The organism is Streptomyces sp. NPDC059785 (assembly GCF_042732375.1).
In the GTDB taxonomy this organism is placed as follows: Bacteria; Actinomycetota; Actinomycetes; order Streptomycetales; family Streptomycetaceae; genus Streptomyces.
Genome location: NZ_JBHWHV010000077.1, coordinates 1 through 17,158 on the forward strand (window position 1 = coordinate 1; position 17,158 = coordinate 17,158).

The 17,158-nt window shown below is 69.4% G+C and carries 13 protein-coding genes and 1 pseudogene; 7 read left to right on the forward strand and 7 right to left on the reverse strand.

The features are described 5' to 3' along the window. Positions 1 to 1,794 precede the first annotated feature (1,794 nt). Positions 1,795 to 2,340, forward strand: coding sequence for a hypothetical protein (locus tag ACFV6E_RS37685; protein WP_385467910.1), 546 nt, complete (start codon positions 1,795 to 1,797; stop codon positions 2,338 to 2,340). A gap of 74 nt (positions 2,341 to 2,414) precedes the next feature. On the opposite strand, the gene ACFV6E_RS37690 is transcribed toward ACFV6E_RS37685, so the two are convergent. Together ACFV6E_RS37690 and ACFV6E_RS37695 are read right to left on the reverse strand one after the other, a co-directional pair. Continuing rightward, positions 2,415 to 5,201: a helix-turn-helix domain-containing protein gene (locus ACFV6E_RS37690; protein WP_385467913.1), complete on the reverse strand. Its 2,787-nt coding sequence runs from the start codon at positions 5,199 to 5,201 to the stop codon at positions 2,415 to 2,417. A 549-nt stretch (positions 5,202 to 5,750) separates the two neighbouring features. Then, positions 5,751 to 6,371 carry a chitinase gene (locus tag ACFV6E_RS37695; protein ID WP_385168820.1) on the reverse strand — a complete coding sequence of 207 codons (621 nt, stop codon included), beginning with the start codon at positions 6,369 to 6,371 and terminating at the stop codon, positions 5,751 to 5,753. Positions 6,372 to 7,253: 882 nt separating this feature from the next. Here ACFV6E_RS37695 and ACFV6E_RS37700 point away from each other — a divergent pair. The 3 genes from ACFV6E_RS37700 (at position 7,254) to ACFV6E_RS37710 (ending at position 9,681) form a co-directional block, all read left to right on the forward strand. Continuing rightward, complete coding sequence (locus tag ACFV6E_RS37700) at positions 7,254 to 7,724, forward strand: hypothetical protein (RefSeq protein WP_385467915.1); 471 nt, start codon at positions 7,254 to 7,256, stop codon at positions 7,722 to 7,724. Positions 7,725 to 7,819: 95 nt separating this feature from the next. Further along, positions 7,820 to 8,962: a sensor histidine kinase gene (locus ACFV6E_RS37705; protein ID WP_385467918.1), complete on the forward strand. Its 1,143-nt coding sequence runs from the start codon at positions 7,820 to 7,822 to the stop codon at positions 8,960 to 8,962. Continuing rightward, a complete protein-coding gene (locus ACFV6E_RS37710) occupies positions 8,959 to 9,681 on the forward strand; it encodes a response regulator (RefSeq protein WP_385168829.1) in 723 nt (240 codons plus the stop codon). Before ACFV6E_RS37705 ends, ACFV6E_RS37710 begins: the two co-directional genes overlap by 4 nt. A gap of 38 nt (positions 9,682 to 9,719) precedes the next feature. On the opposite strand, the pseudogene ACFV6E_RS37715 reads toward ACFV6E_RS37710, so the two are convergent. Further along, positions 9,720 to 10,295, reverse strand: a pseudogene (locus ACFV6E_RS37715) (IS481 family transposase); the annotation flags it as partial. Positions 10,296 to 10,582: 287 nt separating this feature from the next. Between ACFV6E_RS37715 and ACFV6E_RS37720 the strand changes: the two are divergent. Continuing rightward, positions 10,583 to 10,756 (forward strand): hypothetical protein, encoded by a 174-nt coding sequence (locus tag ACFV6E_RS37720; protein ID WP_385467920.1) that lies wholly within the window; start codon positions 10,583 to 10,585, stop codon positions 10,754 to 10,756. 223 nt (positions 10,757 to 10,979) lie between these two features. On the opposite strand, the gene ACFV6E_RS37725 is transcribed toward ACFV6E_RS37720, so the two are convergent. The 3 genes from ACFV6E_RS37725 to ACFV6E_RS37735 all read right to left on the reverse strand — a co-directional run bounded on the left by ACFV6E_RS37725 (position 10,980) and on the right by ACFV6E_RS37735 (position 13,542). Beyond that, the gene (locus ACFV6E_RS37725; protein WP_385467923.1) at positions 10,980 to 12,137 is read right to left on the reverse strand and encodes a sensor histidine kinase; all 1,158 of its coding nucleotides are present in this window, start codon (positions 12,135 to 12,137) and stop codon (positions 10,980 to 10,982) included. 26 nt (positions 12,138 to 12,163) lie between these two features. Next, the gene (locus ACFV6E_RS37730) at positions 12,164 to 12,775 is read right to left on the reverse strand and encodes a hypothetical protein (RefSeq protein ID WP_385467925.1); all 612 of its coding nucleotides are present in this window, start codon (positions 12,773 to 12,775) and stop codon (positions 12,164 to 12,166) included. A gap of 167 nt (positions 12,776 to 12,942) precedes the next feature. Further along, a complete protein-coding gene (locus ACFV6E_RS37735) occupies positions 12,943 to 13,542 on the reverse strand; it encodes a hypothetical protein (protein ID WP_385467927.1) in 600 nt (199 codons plus the stop codon). Positions 13,543 to 14,268: 726 nt separating this feature from the next. On the opposite strand from ACFV6E_RS37735, the gene ACFV6E_RS37740 reads away from it, so the two are divergent. Both ACFV6E_RS37740 and ACFV6E_RS37745 read left to right on the forward strand, forming a co-directional pair. Next, positions 14,269 to 14,625: a hypothetical protein gene (locus tag ACFV6E_RS37740; RefSeq protein WP_385467929.1), complete on the forward strand. Its 357-nt coding sequence runs from the start codon at positions 14,269 to 14,271 to the stop codon at positions 14,623 to 14,625. Further along, entirely contained in the window at positions 14,622 to 15,347 is a 726-nt protein-coding gene (locus ACFV6E_RS37745; RefSeq protein WP_385168845.1) for an HAD family hydrolase, read from the forward strand. Before ACFV6E_RS37740 ends, ACFV6E_RS37745 begins: the two co-directional genes overlap by 4 nt. Positions 15,348 to 15,398: 51 nt before the next feature. On the opposite strand, the gene ACFV6E_RS37750 is transcribed toward ACFV6E_RS37745, so the two are convergent. After that, entirely contained in the window at positions 15,399 to 17,129 is a 1,731-nt protein-coding gene (locus ACFV6E_RS37750) for an FAD-binding protein (protein ID WP_385467932.1), read from the reverse strand. Positions 17,130 to 17,158 lie beyond the last annotated feature (29 nt).

The following is a 17,158-nucleotide window of genomic DNA, read 5'->3' on the forward strand; positions in this document are numbered from 1 at the left end:
CCGCTACGACAAACTCGCCGTCCGCTACGAGGCAACCGTGCTGGTCGCGGCCATCAACGAGTGGCTATGAGCGGCACATTGAAAACACTCCCTAGGTGACGCTCCGGCCCGGCAGGTGCGCACCGGCCTCGCCCGGAGACGGCGGACAGTGCTCCGATGTGTCATGGACGCCGCCGGGCCCGGCGCCTCAACACCGTCCTGTTGGACGCCGGACTGGTCCAGACCCTCGTGAGCGGGCGCGGGCAGTCAGGGAGGCGGGCCGACCGGCACGTGCGCCACGGCGCTCAACGGAGCCGCACGGTCCGTATGGCTGCACCACCCGGCAGGGCACCACCGCAGTGGGCCGACGGTCCGCCCCGCCGCAGGTGCCGCATCACGCGACGGCCTCCCTACCGCACTCGCTCACATATGCCCGGTACCACCGGAAGGCACGGCCGTCGGCAGGGTTTCGATCACGCCGCCGCCTGCGACCGGGGCACGATCATGAACCTGTCTCCGCGTGAGCTGTAGACGACCTGCACGTCCTCCCCCGCCGCATTGCGGCCCGCTGCCTCGGCGTCCAGCCTCGGCAACGACCGCGAGTCCCCCGCCGGCAGCCACCGTCGTCCGGTGCCCCACGTGGAAGCGGTACCGTTCGGCGGCTCTCCCCCGGCCGCGGCCCGGGACATCGTTGTGTCGCTCATGAAGTACCCCCGTGTGTTGCGATCGACGAACCCTGCGCCCGAGGCCCGGTGGGCCGTCGCCTCCTGCCGCAACCGGTGAGACGACCCCGGCTCCCCCGGCAGAGGGGTACGGACCGCCACCCCGGCTCTCAGGAGCAGGCGCTGCAGTCAAGTACAGCGTCCAGGACATTGATTGGCAGCCCCGGACCACACCACCGGTCAAGGACGGCGGCAGCGGCGGCAGGACACCCTCCCGGCTCCCGGCGATTTCGGATTGACCGGCAACCCCTTTCCGCCGTACCGACCAACAGTGCGCTGCCCGGGCCGGACGGATTACCGGGCCGTCTCGCGCTTCGTGGGAGCTGTGATGCTCCGCGGCCGCCCTCGTCCACCTCGCGGGGCCCCGGATGGCGGACCCTCGCTCTCGCCCGCGACCTGCACGCGCTGCCCCGTTTCAGCACCCACGTGCCCACTGCCGTGAGCCGCCATCACGGCGGGACGACCGCGACCCCGACGGCCCGGACAAGTCGAGGACGGAGGAGTCCACCGCCGTCGGCGGCCGCGGCACGAACCTGCCCGTCCTGCCGGCCCGGTCAGGTGGTGCCGTGGACGCCGTTCGGGTGCAGCGGGTGCAGCGGGTGCAGCGGGTGCAGCGGGTGCAGCGGGTGCAGCAGTGATGATCAGCACTGTTCGGTGTTCGGGTACCCGTGGCCACCTCATCGGCTACAGCCTCGGCGGCCTCGCCGTCCGCTACGCCGTCCAGCAGCTCGGCCGGCACATCCGACACCAGGACCGCCACCACCGCGGTGGCTGTTCCTCTACAGCGACTGCGACCCCTTCGTCCCGCCCGCCAGCGCCACCGCCGGTCACCTCGCCCACGCGGTCCGCGTCCCCGGACACACAGACACACGGACACCTCAGCCTGCTCACCTCTCCTCGAACAGCACGAGCCTCCACTATCCACCTGCAACACGCCGGAACCGCCGCAGCCGGCCGCGGCAACCGGTGTCTGCCCGACGCGGCCTGACACCGGGCGGGACCGCGTTGATCGGCAGCCCGAACGAAGCTGCCAATCAACGGCCCGACTGCTGGACTCGGTGTCGGCACAGCCTCCGCGAAGGAAGGTTCCGAGATGCCCGAAGCCCTATCGACCCGATTCGCTCACGACGACGCCGCCGGCGCAGACACGGCTGCCGGGCGCAGCTCGGAGGCGACTGACATGCTGCTGCGACAGTTGGTACTCGCCACGGGCCCCCTGCACGTGCTGGTATACGGTCCCGCGGGAATGTCCAGACTGATGCCCGTCGCCGTGGCCCTGCGCGACAGCGGCGGCCGGGTCGTCGCTTGTGAGCCGGACGCGAGGCGGGCGCCTGCCATCGCCGCCGCGATCGAGGAAGCGGGCTTGTCGAGGTACGCCGAGGTGTCACGGAAAGGCATTCGGCAGGTGCTGCGCGAATTGCCGTGGCCGATCGACCTTCTGGTGCTCGGCTGTCCCGGTGAGGAGCTTCTCCCGGTTCTCAGGGCGGCGGAACCCCGGTTGCCGCCCGCATCAGTGATCCTGATCTGCGGGGACCACGGCTTCGGGGAACAGCTGGCGGAAGCTTCGCCCCTGGTCGACAGCTACGTCTGGTCCTTGCCGCTCAGAGATGGATCGGTGCTGGCTGTCCGTAAGTTCTGACCGGTCTGCGCAGGGCGGCACTGCGGACAGCCAGACGGTCCAGCAGGCTCATGACTGCCCACGCGTACGCGTAGTCAGCCGGAGGCACACGCTCGGTGGTGCGGTTGGCCGGGCAGGTAGGTGCTGTACTGCTCGGACGTGAGGTCGCGGCGCACGGCACGGCAGATCGTACGTATGGCATCGCCCGGCTCGGTGGGCAGATCGGTGTCCCACAGCCGGACCGCCGTGTCGGTGCCGACCGCCAGAGAGCGACCGTCCGGACTGAACATCAGCGCATAGACGCTACCCCTGTCGGTCAGCACGGTGCGCGGTCGGCCGGTGGCTGTGTCCCACAGGAAGATCTGGCCGTCGTCGTTACTGACGGCCAGGATCCGGCCGTCCGGACTGAACGCCATGTAGGCCGAGTCGTCGGCGTCCAGGCGGGCCCGCGTCCTGCCCGTGGTCACGTCCCAGAGCTGTACATGGTCCGCGTCGTTGATACCCATGGCAGCCAGAACACGGCTGTTGTCCGGGCTGAATGCCAGATACAACCCGAACTTGGTGTCGTCGGCCAGCGTGACGGCCCGAGCCTTGGCAGTGGTCGTGTCCCACAGCCGGATGCCCTTGTCGCTGCCTGTGGCCAGGACGCGGCCGTCCGGGCTGAATGCCACTGACCAGATCTCGTTCTTGTCGGTCAATGTGGCCCGGAGGTCACCGGTGGCCGCGTCCCACAGCCGGGTCGGGGACTCGTAGCCGGCGATGGCCACGGTGCGACCGTCCGGACTGAATGCCACGTCCACCACCCCCTTGCCGGCATCGAGGGTGGTGCGGATGCTTCGAGTCGCCACATCCCACAACTGGAGACCGCTCCGCTCCTCGACAGCCAGAGTCCGCCCGTCCGGACTGAGTCTGATCCGGCCCGCGGCGCGGCTCTTCACCACGACGCGGGATTCACCGGACCGCTCGTGCCACAGCCGGACACCCTGGGAGTCGAGGGTGACCAGGGTGTTCGCGTCACGGCCGTACGCCACCTCGAAATAGCCGTCCCGATGTTTGGTCAGACGGTGCTGGTGACGCAGGGCAGCGGCGGCACGGAGACTCATCACGGCATCGGTGGTCGGGTAGGCCCGGTAGGCGTGCAGTGCCAGCAGGGAGCCCAGCTCCGCATCGGTACGCAGGAGAGCGGTGGCTTTGGCCGCGAGTTTCCGGGACAGGGCGGTCTGTTCCAGGAGCGTGCTCCTGCGGCCCTCTTCCTCGCTCCTGCGGTGCTGCTGCCAGGCGAGGAGGCCCGCGACGACCACGACGGCCAGCAGGGCGGAGAGAACGACGCCGAACCGGCGCTGGCGTCGGGCCATGCGCACGGCGATGCGCTGTTCGCGATGGCGGGCGGTGGTGCCGGCGGTCAGGAAGTCACGTTCCAGATCGGTGAGTTCGCACGGGCGGTCGGCCGGCGGGAAGGCGTCCTCGGCGGCGGTGAGCAGGGCGCCGCGGTACAGGGCGCCCGGGTCGCGGTGCAGGTCGTGCCAGGCGATGGCGGCATCGGTGAGCCGACGGTGGATGCGCAGCCGGTCGCGGTCGGTGTCCAGCCAGCCGTCCAGGCGCGGCCAGGCGGTGATGAGCGCCTCGTGAGCGAGGTCGACGACGCCGTCGTCGACGGTGATCAGGCGGGCACGGGTCAGACGCTCGAGGACCGCAGCGGTGTCGGCGGGAGCACCGAGGCCGAGTTGGGCGTGAGGGGTGGGGCACCGGGTGTCGGGAGTACCGTCGCCGGGGGTGATCAGTCGCAGCAAAATGGTGCGGGCGAGGCCGGTCTGGTCGGAGGTGAGGCCGGCATAACAGTCCTCGGCGGTGCGGGCGATGGAGCCGTGCAGCCCGCCGGTCGACTCGTAGGCCACTTCCGTCAGGGTGCGGCCCTGGCGGCGGCGCCAGGTCTCCAGCAGGGCGTGCGACAGCAGCGGCAGAGCGCCGGGCTGGCCCTCGGCCTCGGCGAGCAGCCGCGCGGTCAGGGACCGCTCCACCATCAGTCCGGCGGCCTGGGCCGGGCCGGTGATCGTCTGCCTCAGTTCGTCCCGGCTCATCGGTCCGACGAGCAGCAGCGTGCCGCGCAGCGCGGCGGCCAGCTCCGGGTGGTCGGCGCAGCGGCCCAGGAAGTCGGCGCGCACCGCGATGACCACACGCAGCCGGCTGTCCGGCTCCCGCGCAGCCAGCAAACGCCGCAGGAATTCCGTGCGTTCACTGACGTCGGTGCACAGGGTGAACAGTTCCTCGAACTGGTCCACGACGATCACGGTGTCCCCGGCCGTGTCCTCCCTCGCGCTCAGCGCCGTGGCGTGAATGTGGACCGGTCGCGGGCCCGGGGTGAGGATGCGCAGCGCGGCCGGCCGCAGCTCGAGTGTGTTCTCGTGCTGGAGGGCGGGCAGCAGCCCGGCCCGGAGCAGTGAGGTCTTGCCGCTGCCCGAGGGGCCGGACAGGGCGGTGAACCGGTGCTCGCGCACCAGTTCCAGCAGGGCTCCGGTGAGCTGGTCACGGCCGAAGAACACGGCCGCGTCACCGGTCTCGTAGCGAGCCAGACCCCGGTACGGCGCCTCGGTCGCGTCGTCCACCGGCGCGCTGACGGCGCCGGCGACGGCCGCGGCACGCCAGCGGTCCTCCCATCCGTCCGAAGCAGCGCCGCAGGCGGCGACATAGGCGAGCGCGACCGGCAGGGACGGCAGCCGTTCTCCGGCCGCCGCCTCGGACAGGGTGCTGGCCGAGTATCCGGCCTTCTGCGCCAGCGCCCGGTACGTCGGCTGCCCGGCCTCCCTGCGTGCTTCTCGCAACGCGACCGCGAACGCCTGCACCGGTCCGGCATCCGGGTCCAGCGGCTTCTCCCGACGCGCCATGCCCGCCTCCCCATGCAAGCGGCACGCCTCCGCCTGCCACGCTAGTCAGCAGTGCCCGGCATCGGCAAGACATGTGCGGCGGTGCGCTGAGAGGCGATCCGGCCAGGCTCGCCGCACCTCTGCGGCGGTCCCGTCCCGATCCCGTCGACGGGTGTGGCGCAAGGTCCCCAGGAGGCCACCTGCGGTGCGCTCCCCAGATCTTGTCGATGGCCGCGCGGATTCGGCAGTGTGGCCGATGAGAATGCGGCGGGTGCGGCCGGCAGCGGCCGCCTTTCCTCAGTCCGTCGGATCCGTCGCTCGTATCGCCGCCACAGCCGGTACCCGGCAGAGCCGATCCCCGGCTACGGCGACACCGAGTCCAACAGCTGAGCCGATGATGATTGGCAGCCTGGTCCGAGCCTCCTGTCAATAACGGCGGCGCTGGTGTGGCATCGAGTTGAGGCGCCGCGCGATCTCCGTTCGACCGCGGATACGACTGTTGCCGCCGGCGAGACCTACCTCTCCGATGTCCGGCCGGGCGGCCGTGCGGCACGGCCATGCGAGTACTGTTCAGCAGGTGAGATTGTCTCCCGGCGGCACGCCTAGAATGGCGACGATCCGCTTGTAGGCGCCGACCCGGTGCCGCACCCGGGCGGGAGCGTTTCCGCCGCACTCGCCGCTGTTGATGACGCGGATCGTCTCACCGAAGCCCCGCTGGCCGACCATGGCATCGTGCGGGGTCATGGCGCCACCGCCGGTCTGGGTGTTCCAGAACCACAAGGCGACCTTCCAGGCCACCGCCGCGTCCCGCGCGACCAGGGACGGGTTGCGCAGCAGGTCGATGCCCAAGGCATCGCCCGCCGCCTTGTAGTTGTAGTTCCAGCTCAGCTGCATCGGGCCTCGGCCGTAGTACTCCGCCCGGCCCGCGGGACAGCCGTAGGGCTCGTCACCCTTGCAGTAGTTCGGATAGTTGGCGCGGTCCTGCTCCACCACGTACACGAGCCCGCCTGTTTCATGGTCGACGTTGCCCAGGAAGGCCCCCGCTTCCTGTTTGCGTACGGTGTCGCTTCCCGTGGTCGAGAAGTCCGGGTAGGCACGGAGAGCGGTGACCAGGTCGCCATAAGCGTAGAAGGAGTTGCGCTCCGGGAACATTTCGTCGAACTGCGTCTCGGACACGACGAAAACGGCCATGTCTTCTCCTCGTGCGTGCAGTGCCCGGACCTCTTCGCGGCCTCTGTTCCGTCTTCGCGGATTGCGTCCACCGACCGGTCCGGCCCGCGCCTTCTGCGACAGGCGGCCGAGGCGAATCCGGCCACGGAGGGTGCGGCTTCTTCTCGATTGTTGCGCGACCACAACCGTCGTTCACTTACATGCTCCACAGCTCGAGTCCTCGATGTCAACAGAGCCGATGCGCAGCGGGTGGCGGCCAGGACGCTCGACCGGGAACCCGTGGCACACGACCGACCTGTGTCGTTACCCGCTCGAACATCGCGACGGGGGTCTGGAGACTTCCACTGAGCCGCAGCATGTGCTGTATCGGATGGGCCAGCCGTGCCTGGAGTATCACCAGCACCACGGCCGCCCCCGGCGAGGCCCGCGGCCCGGGCACTCCGCAGTGGCGGAGGATCAGCGGCGGGACGGAGGCGAACGAGGTGCCGATCATCGCGTACGCCGTGACGGGCCATCCGCTCGCGGTACGTCATTTCCTTGGTGCCCTCAGCGGTCCGGACGAAGCGCTCGCGCTGCCGGTCCGTGGGGCACAGTTCGGCCCAGCAGTACTCCGGACCACAAGAGGTTCTCCGCGATATGGCGCAGCACGGTGGTCAGCAGCCCCTGCCGCTCGTGTGCGAGGGCACGGCGACGGTGGGCGACGCGGTGAGGGCTCGCGTGACGCCATGTCACCTCGAACGTCGGCTGTTGCCACGTGAGGGCCGCAACAGCGGCGAGAGACCGTATGTTCAACGTCCGGACGTAGGAGGAGGCTTCGAATACGGCGCGAAGCGGATGACCCGTGTCACTGGTTGGGACAGACTTCTCGGAAGAAGATCCTGCCTCGGCAACCGTACGAAGGAGGTGACCATGACCTTCCCGAGTGACCCGTTGGTCTCCATCCGGCGATGCGACCGGCCCGACACCGTCGACGGCCCCCTGGGCTGGAGTGCCCTCGTCAATGAGAACGAGGTCCTGGTCCAAGGACCACTGGGACGGCTCAAGGGCGAAGAGATACCGATCGATGTGCTGCTGGTGGCCAAGAGCCCGACGATCGCGTGTGCCGGGGGCCGACCCGAAGACGTGGTCGCCCCGGTGTGTCCGACGCACGCTGCCATGTACTCCGACCAACCGGATACGTGGCAGGCCTTCGAGCAGGCCGGTGCTGTACCGGCCGGAATGCGGGAGTCACTCTCGCCTCAGGTGCTCGCTCCTCGCCCGTCGAAGGCGCCCGGGCCCGCGCTCCCACGTCCCACCGTGCACAACGACGTTCTCGTCAACGTCTCACGGGCCGACGGCTGGAATCGCAGGCACCGTCCCAGCCACCGTTGCTAGCGAAGCAGGCTCACATGCCTTTCCCGCGAGTGACCAGTGATGTACGTCGGCGGCGGAGCAGGCGTCTGGATCTCCTGCTCCCGCCCGTGCTGTGTGTGCTGGATCTGACGGCCTTCTGGCACCCCACACCTGGCGGTCCTGCCGACTGGGTTGTGGTCTGCTACGGAACAGCCGGGTTCGTTCCGCTCATCTGGCGCAGACGCTACCCCTTGCCTGTTGTCATGCTGACGGGAGCTCACGTCGCGTTGTCCGTGCGGCTGTTCGCCGCGGCATACCAGCCCACGCTCAATCTGTGGCTCGGTCTCGGCACGGCCGCCCTCTGCTGTTCTCGCCGTACCTCCATGTACGCACTCCTCGTCAGCTTCCTGGCCTTCACACCCTACGTTGCTCACCAGTTCGCCGGCCATGGCTACCGGAGCCTCCTGGCGACGATCATCGTGGGCGGCTCGATCCTGCTCGGGATCTACGGGGCAGGGCGGTGGGCTGCCTGGGTGCTACGGCAGCGGCGTACGGACGCCGAGCGAGCCGCTGCGGACGCCATTGCAACGGAGCGCCGGCTCATCACCCGCGATCTGCACGACATCGTGGCTCATGCGGTCAGTCTCATGCTGCTCCAGGCGGCCGGCGCGACTCGCATTCTGCGGACCGACCCCGAACGCGCCGAGGTGGCGCTCGGGCACGTCGAGGAACTGGGAGAGCAGGCCATCCTGGAACTGCGCCGGATGCTGGGCCTCCTGTCGGCCGAGGCCGACCGCTCTGCCACGCAGCGGCTGCCCGGCTGCCACGATCTCCACAGCTTGGTCGAGCGCACACGGACCGACACCTTCCAGGTGAGCCTCGACACCATGGGTGCTCCGGTGCCGCTGTACCCAGGCACGGACCTGTGCGCCTACCGCATCATCCAAGAAGCCCTCACGAACGCCACTCGCTACGCCGACCAGCACTTCCCGGTGCGGGTGATGCTCGCTTGGCACCCGGCGATACTGGAGGTCCGGGTGTCCAACCGCCTTTCCTCGGCCCGTGGCCCGTTGGCCTGCCGGCTCCCGACCGGCCGGGGCCTGATCGGCATGCGTGAGCGGGCGGCCGCCGTAGGGGGCTCCTGCCAGGCCGGACCGCAGCCGGACGGGACCTTCCGCGTGACGGCCTCCTTCCCCCTGCCACGCCCCGCCTCGCGGCCCTCCGAGCCCGCCGGCAGGGGACGGACCGTCCCATCATCGATCACGGAGCAGTCCCTATGACCGCCCAGAACCGGGTCCCCACACGTGTGCTGCTCGCCGACGACGAACCGCTCGTCCGGGCCGGGCTCGGGATGCTTCTCGAGGCGGAGGGCGACCTCACTGTCGTCGGTGAGTCCGCTGACGGCGAGCAGACCATCGAGGAGGCCCTGCGACTGCGCCCGGACGCCGTCGTGATGGATGTCCGGATGCCAGGGATGGACGGGGTGGAAGCCACGCGGAGGCTCGCCGACGACGGCTTCGCCGACAGGACCGGCTCCACCACCGCCGTACTCATCCTGACCACCTTCAACGATGATGACGCCGTGTATGCCGCGCTGCGCGCGGGCGCGTCCGGCTTCATGCTGAAGAGTGCCGCCCCCAAGGATCTCGCCGCGGCGGTGCGCGCCGTGGCGAGAGGCGATGCCTGGCTCGACCCTGCGGTGGCCCGCAAGCTGCTGACCGACTTCGCGGACCGCCCGGACACCGAGCTGCCGACCCCGGCGGAAATGGAGCGCCTGACTCCCCGCGAGAGGGAGGTGCTGGTACTGGTCGCCCATGGGCTGACCAACCACGACATAGCCGCGCTACTCGTCCTCAGCGTTGCCACGGTCAGAACCCATCTGGGCCGCATCCTCGTCAAACTCGGCCTGCGCGACCGGGCGCAGGCAGTCGCTGCCGCCTATCAGAGCGGTCTGCTCCGGCCCGGTGACCAGCCACCGGGCACGCGTGCCAGGGCGTGACGCGGTACGCGCGCTCTCCACGTCCCCACCGCGGCACTCGCCCTCTCTTCCGCGAGGTCTTCGGTGCAGGCCGGGCGGGAGTGGTCGTCCAGGGCGGTGCGGAGGCGGGCGAGGCCGGTGCCTGTGCGGTTCTTGCGGCCGACCGCGCGGCCCAGCACCCGGTGGCCGCCGCCGTCGAGGATGCGGCCGAGTTTCTTCACGTCGATGCGGAAGAATGCGCCGGGCCGGGCCCGTTCGTAGCGGCGGACGGGCCCGCCGACGATTCGGTCCAGCGTGGCCCAGGCGGGCAGGCCGTGCCGCTGGAGGATGCGGCGGGCCGTCGACGGTGCGACATCGCACCGGGCCGCCGGCCGGAAGGAGCCGATACGGTGCTCCAGCCGCAGGCGTACGACGCGGCCCCCGACCGCGGCGGCCGCCCGGTCGGGCTGGGGACGGCTGGACCGGTCGTACAGCCCGTCGGCCCACGCCTGCCGGTGCCGTCCGGCCCAGCGGACGGCGGCGGTGTGGCCGGCCTGGAAGCGTTCCGCGGCCCGGCGCGGAGGCCATCCGCCCTCGACGACGCACCGGGCCGGACGAAGCTGGGTGTTGTCCAGGGCGTCGCCGACGGTGCCGATCGAAGCATCGGTGCCGGCCCGGCACCAAGTGGCCACGCAGGTGGAGTCCGCCACCCATCGCCGGTTCGGACCCGACGCAGTGACTCGCGTCTGAGCAGGTCAGCAGCCCGCTCGCTGCCGCTGTGCCCTCACGGTGCAGCTGCCGCCGGACGTTCCGCAGGCAGTAGACACCGAAGTTGTCCGTGTGAACGCGGCTGATCTGCGTCTTCAGCTCCGCGTCGCGAGCCGACCGGGCTGCGGGCCCGGTACTCGGCGGCGTAAGAGGTGCTCGTTGCGACCTTCAGCCCGTGGCCGGTCAGGACCCGGCGGATCGGCTCGACCCCGAACACCTGCCGGTGTGCGCCGATGAACGCTGCGAGCGTTCCGACGGCCGGTCGGGCTCGGCCGTGAAGAAGACCGACGCCGCCTCCAAGATCTCGTTGGCCGCCGCGGCTCGGCGTTCTCCGCACGCAGCCGCTTGATCTCCGCAGCCCCTCGGACGTGACGCCGGGCCGCTGGCCGGCGTCGGGCTTGCGGCCCGGGCTCGCACCGTCCCCCGCCGCACCCGTCCCCGGCTTGGCCGCGACTGCCTTTCATCGCGGCCCACTCGGTCGGACAGTCCGGACGGATTCCCGCGGCCATGCGCACCGCGCGCTCACGAAACCCGGGCGGGCAGGGGGACGGACGTGAAACGACTGGATCCTCTCAGGACGAGCCTCCATCAGGCCCGTAGCGGTTCACAGAGACTCGCCCGTCGAAGCCTGACAAAGGGAAGCTGGCCCGGACCAGGAAGCTTCCGTCCGCCTGCAGCCCTGCCTGACAACTGCCCCCGACCGCCGCCGCCCGCTCGCGCATTCCAATCACACCTCGGCCGACCGAGAGCGGGTGCGCCCGGTGCCGCCGGGCGACCGAGACCCGGTTGCACACCTCGATATCCAGTTCCGTCCGGTGCCAGACCACCGTTACTTTCACCGGGAAACGCTCGTCGGCGTATCTGACGGCGTTGGTGAGCGCTTCCTGCACGATGCGGTAGGTGGAAAGATCCACTCCCGGGTCCAACGGCATCGGTGAGCCGGTGATGTCGAGTTCCACCTCGAAGATGTCCGTGCGCGTCCGCTCCACGAGAAGCTGAAGATCATTCAGTGTGGGAAGCCCCTGCCCGGTCCTGCAATCCGCGTCGGGCGAGAGGAGGCCAAGCATCCGGCGCAGTTCGACGACAGCCTGCTGGCCCAGTTCATCGACATGACCAAGAGCCGTCTCAGCGCGGTCGGGACATTTCCTCAGCACTCGCGCCGCACCGGCGGCCTGCAACAGCATCAAACTGACTGCATGCGCCACGATGTCGTGCAGGTCACGCGCGATACGAACGCGCTCCGCTTCCACAGCATCGGCAGCGGCCCCATGCCGTAATTTCACCTGCCAGGCAGCCCACCGCCCCACCAAAAAGAAAGCGAGAAGCAGCATGTACTGCGTTATCACGTACTCGACGTACTGACGCGGAGCATCACAGTTCCAACTGGGTATTCCCGCCGCGGTGAGCAAGTACACGGCCGTGAGCCCGTAAAGGGCGGCGCGACGGTCGCAGTAGAAACCAACGACACCCAGGGCGACCCACGGCGAAAGGGCGGGAGAGTACCCGTTGAACCAGTCCCGACTGAACCAGAGATTGCTGGGCGCGGCGTGCACCACGACGATGAGCAGCACCAGCAGCGGGAAGCGCCTGCGCCACAGAAGCGGCAGATACCCCCCTGCCGCATAGCAGGCGACCACCCACTGCGGGGCATCGGCGTTCGCCGGCTCCCAGTAGACCAGCATCTCGATCAGGTACAGCAGCGCCACAAAGGCGGGATCCGCGCGCTTCACCCATCCATGACAGTAGGCGTTCGCCATCACGGCCGTTTGCGCTTGGGCTTCCTGGGCGGCCTCCTCTGACAGGCGGGGAACGGGCGGCACGTCGATCCGGCAACTTCTGAGATATCCGGCGAGGTATTGTCACGAACCTGGTAGGTGCGCCGCACTTGACGCTCCGCAAGGAATGCGGGCGGCGTCGCCTCCGGCACGGAGCCGAGCACCCGCGCCGGCCGAGTCTCCCGTATACCGGCCGGTACGGCTCCGGCCTGTTCGAGGGCGTGCCAGACGTCGGGATTCTCGGCAAGCGGCGCCACCAGGTCACTTGCGCTGAACTCTTGCATGGTCGGCCGGTGACGGGAAGCACGCGTCAGATGAAGAAGGGCGGCCGCGCCCTTCGGATGTTCCGCGAAGCCAAGAACCGTGGCACTTGCAATCGTTATCCGCTCAACGGCTTCCGGCGCGTCGTCACGGCCGGCGACCGGAACAATCAGCACCTCCGTCGGAATGCCGTCGTCGTGCAACCAATCCAATGGGCCAGGGGCCAGGACCAGGGTATTTGAAGCCAGAACTCCCCAGGCCTCATGGGCCTCCACGGCATCGCGAATGTCGGATCGCTGGATGGAAACTACGGGATCACACATATCGGGCACGGCTGCTTCCTTCTCATCGTGTCGGAGTGTCGCTGTGATTCAGAGTGTGCCCCCATGGCGGGGCGGCTGCCATCCACACCACTGCGTAATTCCGAAGCCCGTATGCGGTGCGGAGATGACGCGGAACCGACGGTCCATGGATGAGTTCCGGACGGGCACTTTCGTCGTCATCGTTCGTTGCGGCGGCAGGTACACCGGGGCAGCGGACCCGGACGTGCCGAGAAGTGCGGAGCAGCGGACGGATGTCGGCCACTCACTGCGGTGACGTCACTGCGCCCGGGATCACGGTGCGACCGATCGGTGGCGCGATGGAAACCGCCGCCGATGACAATGGCCGCCGAAACGAGGATGAGGTTCTTGATGATGAATTGCCCTTCCAGGGTCGGTACGAGAAGCGACTTCCATGTGCGGCCGGGAAAAAGAAGCAGTGGCGTGAAGGTGCCGACCAGCTGTAGCAGCAGGGCGGCCAGGGCCATGCGCAAGAGCCGTCCGAAGAGCAGGCAGAGGCCGATCAGGGTCTCGAGGACGGCCAGCAGGACGCGAGCTGACTCCCCGGTCACGACACCATGGCTGAGGGCGGTGATGGTGTCGGTTGCCAGCCCGTCCATGGCGCTGAGGTGAGGGACGAACTTCGGCAGGCCGAACCAGAGGAACACCACGCCGAAACTGATCTGCAGTAGTCGCGGGCCCGATCGCGCAGCCAGCCCTGTGGCGGTGTCCAGGCAGGCCCTGCGGGCCTGGTGGGCGCGGTGAAAGGAGTAGGCCAAGACAGTGTCCGTTCTTCGCAGCGGCCCCGGGACACGCATGTACGGTGCGGGGCAGGACGGGAGGGTTCGGTGCGATGGCCGACTGGACTCGCAGCGAGCAATGGTGGGATCTGCGCCCACCCGTCGGCACGCCTCGTCCCCGTCCGTCGGACCGAGACGACTCACACCGTCTGCTTCGAGTCTCCTCAGATGGACACTGTCGTGCATCCTCCCCCAGCCGTCACCACCTCGTCGTCGTACCTGCGTAGGCAGCCGCGACTCTGCGCCACCGAGTGGACCGCGTAAAGGGTGTTGACGGGGCACGGAAGGCGTCCGGAACCCGACGGCCCATCGGCTCGTCATGGCTGCCGCCGGTCACGAGCACAGATGGCATGGCGTGTCTGCCGAAACGACTCCTCATGCCGCTGTACGTGCGAGGCCGGTCTGCGGCCGAGTGACGACGGACGGATGACGGCCGTAGCGGGACGACGCTGAAGGCCGGTGCCGCAACACTCGGAGCGTGATGCGGCGCGGTGTGTCCGGCCCGGAAGGACGGGAGGCGCACGGCCGGACTGTCGCGAAACGAAGTGAGAACAACCGGACTTGTGGAGGTGGTTCGCGGTGAGCAGCAAGAGCGGTAGGCGCTGGTCGCTCGGCTCGTACGAGGTTCCTTCCGGGCCCGATGGCGCGACCGGGGGACACGCAGCAGACAGCCGTCCCTCCCCCGGCGGGCTGGAGGGGTTCGTCGTGCCTTCGTCTCCTTCCTTCTCTCCCCCGGCTCCGTCCCTGCATCTGCGGGTGCTGGCCACCTGGGTGGCCGTCTATCCGACGATCACGATCGCTCTGGCCGTGCTGCGCACGCGCATCGGCTCGCTGCCGTTGGCAGCTCAGACTCTCGTACTCACCGCAGTCGTCGTGCCCATCGCGACGTACGGCATCATCCCGCTGCTCCTGCGGCTCGTCGCCGCGTTGTCCACCCGGTCAGTGCCGGGCGAGGGCCCGGTGCCCGGATCGCCGCACCACCGGCCCGGTCTCCGCCGGGGGCGACCAGTCGGTGACGACCGGACAGGCCGCACCGGATCCCGCGAAAGGCACCGTGGATGACCGAGCAGACCGAAGCGGCCTTCTTCGATGTCGACGGCACCCTGACCAGAGGAGCGACTCTCTTCCGGTTCCTCGAGTTCCTCCTCACCGCCGAGGGAGCACCCTCGTCCGTCTACCGCGCCGAGAGGCAGCGGCTGAAGGCCATGACCGCGATGGGCGTGCCCCGGGAGCGGACCAACCGCGCCTATTTCGAGAATTACGCGGGCCGCGGGGCGGCGTACGTGGCACGGCTGGCACAGGAGTGGTACCAGGCCGAGACCAGGCAGGGAGGTCTTTTCCACCCGGCCGTTCTCGAAGCCTGCCGGCGTCATTCCGCGGCCGGCCGGCTCACCGTCCTTGCGTCCGGTTCCTTCCCCGCCCTGCTCGCGCCGATCGCCGCCGGTCTGAAGGCCGACGCTGTGCTGTGCACCCGTCCGGAGATCCGCGGCGGACGCTACACCGGGGCAGTCGTCCGCCCCATGGTGGGCGAGGAGAAGGCACGAGCCGTACGTCGTCTCGCGGAAGACCGCGCGATCGCCCTGGAGCGGTCGTGGGCCTACGGGGATCACGCCTCCGATCTTCCTTTCCTGCAAGTCGTCGGCCATCCGGTCGTGGTCGGCACGGGCGAACCCCGGCTGCTCGCCCCTGCCCTGGCACGGCCCGGCTGGCGTCGGCTGCCCGGTGCCGCGGCCCCGTCCCCCGTACCGGCCGTGCCGTGGGCCGTACGCCGGCGCGCCGCCTGATGCGGAACACTGCCTCTTACGAGCCCACAGGTCCGGATATCGCCGTGACCATCACCGTGACGGTAGAAGGCCCCGTGTCCGGCAGAAGGGGCTGTCGAACGTCTCGTGCTGTGTTCCCATCACCAAGGCTGCTTCGGCCCTCCACTGCGGAAGCTGCGGGAACGCCCGCTGCACGGCAGTCCCGTCCAGGGTGTTGTGCTGTCCCCAGTGCACGGTGCCGCCTCGGCGGACAGCGGCGGTCTGGAGCGTGTCCAGGATGGTCTCGCTGCCGCGGATGCCCTTGAGGACGGCCACCTCGATCGAGCAGGTCGGGTCCCAGCGTTGCATGGCGAGCAACGCCGCGGACTTGCGTGTGAAGCGCAGGGAAATGTAGCAGGGCACCGTGACACCTTGGGCTGCCATGCGCTCGAACGCGGGGAAAAGGTCCTCGCAGACGAAGCGGACGTGCTCGCCCGCCGTGGCGTCGAACGCCACCTCCAGCGAGTCGCCGCGATAGCAGTCGGCACCGGTCCGGCCGAGGTCCATGATGTGGTACCCGACGTCCTGGATTCGCCGGCGCGGACGTGCCTGCCGAAGCACTTGAGCCGTCAGCCGGCGGACCAGCCACGGCTGGTGGGCGCGGTTGGCGGCATTGCACGCGGCCGCCACCAGTCCTCCGACCGTGACCTCGCCGGACACGGGGAGCAGCAGGGCCAGAACAGGCAGAGTCACGGCCTGAGCCCTGATGACGGGTTTCGCCCCGGGCGCCAGCGCTTTCGTGAGCAGAAGAGACGCGGCGTCCCCGGCGAGAAGGGCCAGCACCACCGGCCGCAGGGTGCGATGGCGGCAGATGAACGTGAACGGGGTCTTGCGCGGGGGCGGCAGTCGCGGGCCGTCCGGTCCGCTCCACCGTAGGGTGATGTAACAGACGTGGCGGCCGTCGTCGGCCGCGTAGGGTGACATGACGACCTCTACGAAGTGGGTCCGCTCTGCCGCTGCCGGGCGAGAACCCTTCGGCGGTGGCTGCGTGAAGATCGGGAAGGGGGCCCGCAGTTGGCCCTGACTCTGTTCCCAGGTCGACTGGACAATGATCTGGTCGAGCGAGAACTGCTCGACCACCCTGATGACCAGCGAGTAGATGATGCCCATCCGGCCGACCGCCACCAGCGCTGCGTTGAACAGGCTGGTGGACCTGTGCTGTTCCACAGCGGGCAGCACCTCGGCGAGCAGCTTCGGGTCTGTGATGCCGGGGTCGCGCTCGATCCACAGTTGGCGGCCACCGTTGGTCACCAGGTGGATGGCTTGTACGAAGTCCGCCATCGGCGGCAAGCCGTGATCACCACCGTGGGTTCCGGTCGACATGGCACCCGCCAGCGTCTGGCCGGCCGCCCCGCCCATGGTCGGCAGGGACCACCGCTGCCGGGGATCGGCGTCGAGGCGCTCATTGAGTGCACGGACAGTGATCCCTGCCTGGACGTGGTAGTAGGTGAAGCCCTGGCCGGTACCGGGCGGCCTCCGGGCGATCTCCTCTCGCGCCGACTCGGCGAGCGCGTGCGGAACGACGCTGGTCAGGGTGTCGGTGAGCGCGTCGGTCTCGACGAACCAGTCGGGGCCGGCCGCGACATCGGACAGGGCCCAGTGGCTGCCGCTGGCGCGCACCGTGCGCGGCGGCGTCTGCCGTTCCGCATCGGCAACGATGCCGATCAGGTCGTGCAGTGTCGTCGGGTAGTAGTGCCGTTCGGGCCTGTCGACCACTACGTTGCCGAGCCAGTTCGCCCATGGGCGTCGATCCCAACGCGTCATGGCTTCCTCCGTCTGCCTGCTGGTGGGCG